At 75.8% G+C, this 2,305-nt stretch carries 2 protein-coding genes; both read right to left on the bottom strand.

The window, feature by feature from the left end; genetic code table 11:
• A partial coding sequence (locus ACTUAL_RS26995; RefSeq protein WP_440902215.1) for a protein kinase domain-containing protein occupies positions 1-1,511 on the bottom strand: 1,511 nt, incomplete at its 3' end.
• 85 nt (positions 1,512-1,596) lie between these two features.
• On the bottom strand, positions 1,597-2,205 hold the full coding sequence (locus ACTUAL_RS26990; protein WP_440902214.1) for a hypothetical protein: 609 nt from the start codon (positions 2,203-2,205) through the stop codon (positions 1,597-1,599).
• Positions 2,206-2,305: the final 100 nt, after the last annotated feature.

Below are 2,305 nucleotides of genomic sequence, written 5' to 3'. Positions count from 1 at the left end.
GCGCTCGACCCGGCGTGACCGGTCCGCTCCTGTCCGGACTCCACCGGCGCGTCCACCCCCAGCAGCGCCCGCGCCCGCGCGGGGCGTCCCAGCCCCACCAGGGCGTGGGCTCGCAGCAGGTTCGCCTCGGCCGTGTCCGGGAGGGCGCGGAGCAGCGCGTTCGGGTCGCCCAGCCGGTCGACGTCCAGGTCCCACCTCGGGCTCGGCAACCCGCCCGCGCAGTCCCGCCCGCTCGGCAGCGGGGTCTCCCCGACCCCCTCGGTCCAGTGCGAGAGCGGGGGCACCGCGCCCAGCCCCGCGTCCACCAGCGCCGCCGTGGGCTCGAACAGCTCCGACACCACCGGCCGCTGCCGCCCGTCGCGCAACGACGCGATCTCCCGCAGCACGCCGTCCAGCTGCCGGTCCATGTCGACCGCCGCCGCGAACCGCCGCGCCGGGTCGGGGTGCGTGGCGCGGTCCAGCGCGTGCCCGAACGACTCCAGCCCCGACCGCAGCGCCCCCGGATCGCCGACCGCGTCGGCGCTCGCCGCGGCCAGCCGCCGCAGGGTGTGCCCGAGCGCGTGCAGGTCCGAGCGCGGCGTGACGCCGTCCGCGGCGATCTCCGCCGCGTCGACCTGGAACCCCCTGGTGCCGATGATCGCCACGCGCTCGCCGATCCGCCGCACCGCGCCCAGGTCGATGACCTTCACCCGGCTGTCCCCGCCACCCACCCGTCCGGGGCGCAGGATCACGTTGTCGGGCTTCATGTCGCAGTACACCAGCCCCCGCCCGTGCAGGTAGCCGAGCGCGGACAGCACCTCTCGCCCGATGGTGACGACGTGCTCGGCCAGCAACCGCTCACCGAGCGCGACCCCGGTGGCGACGTCCTGGAGCACGAGCCCGTCCACGAACTCCATCACGAGGTACACCCGGTCCTGGCCGGAGCGCCGATCGCGGTGGGTCACGAAGTTGACGATCCGGACGATGCTCGGGTGGTCGACGGCGGTGAGCGCCCGCCGCTCGGCCTCGGCGAGCGGCGTGTCGTCCGCGCTGATCATCCCCTTGAGGACCACGAGGTTGTCGTCCAACCGCCGGTCGCGCGCGAGGTAGACCCACCCGAGGCCGCCCTGGGCGAGCGGCCCGACGACCCGGTACTGGCCGCCGACCTCGTCGTCGCGGCGCAGCGCGGGCAGGAACGAGTAGAAGTGCCCGCAGGTCGGGCAGTAGCCCTCGGGCAGCGCGGGCTGACCGGCGTACCCGGCCCCGATCTCCTGCGCGCACCCGCCGTTGCCGCAGAGCCGCCCCCTGGTGCGGGTGCGCGGGTTCTCCTGGACGCGGCTGAGGGGTTCGGGGAACGAGAAGACCGGCAGGGACAGGTGCTCGCGCCCGGTCCCCGACGTCGACGCGCCCCGTGGCCGACGGCCCTCGGCCAGGTGAACCCGAGCGGGGGCACGGGCCTCCCTGCCGCAGGTGTCGCAGAACCCGGTGGCCTCGATCGTCCCGACGCAGCCGGGGTGGGAGCACGCGGTCACGGCGCGACCTCCTGACGGGTGAACCCGTTGTCCCCCAACGGTAATCGGGTGAGCACCCCACCGGCATCCGCCGAACGCGGGGTGATCACGTCTTCCCCATGACCGCGTGCAGGTGGGCGAACACGGCCGCGTGACAGGCCTGCGGGTCAGCCGGGAGCCGGGACAGCAGCCCGCGGGCCCGCCGGTACAGTTCCCCGAGTTCGAGGTCCTCCTCGTGCCCGTGGTCGGCGGCCAGCTCGGCCGACGCGTCGAGCAACCGCCGCAGGCCCTCCAACTCGCGCACGGCGCGGGCGAGCCGCCCCTCGGCCTCGACCCCGTGCCGCTGCACCCGCCGCTCCAGCGCCACCAGCCCGGCCTCGTCCAAGGAGGCCCGCAACCCCATGAGGTCGACCCGCAGCCAGTGCGCCTTGGCCGGACCACCGGTCGCGCGCTCCAGGTGGGCGAGGTCCCGGATGCGCGACCCGAGCGCGACGAGTCGCCCGGAGTGCTCGTCGGCCTGCCAGGCGCGCACCGAGGCGAGCGCGGGCGCGTCCCCCCGGTGGAACCCGAGCGCGACCCTGGTGCCGCTCCTGACCAGCGGCTTCACCACGTGTTCGAGCAGCTCCCCCGGATCGGCGGCCGCGTCGACCCCGCTGACGACCACCGTCACCGGCCCGCCCCGCTCCCCTGGCGCGCTCTCACCCCCGGTCGTCACCCGCTCCCCCGGCCCATCCTCACGCCCGGTCGTCACTCGCCCATCCGGGTGTCCCCCACCCCCCGGGAGCCACTCCACCTGAGCCCCGAGCCGCCGGTGC

The organism is Actinosynnema sp. (assembly GCF_052038725.1).
This window is presented reverse-complemented; position numbering and strand designations above follow the sequence as displayed.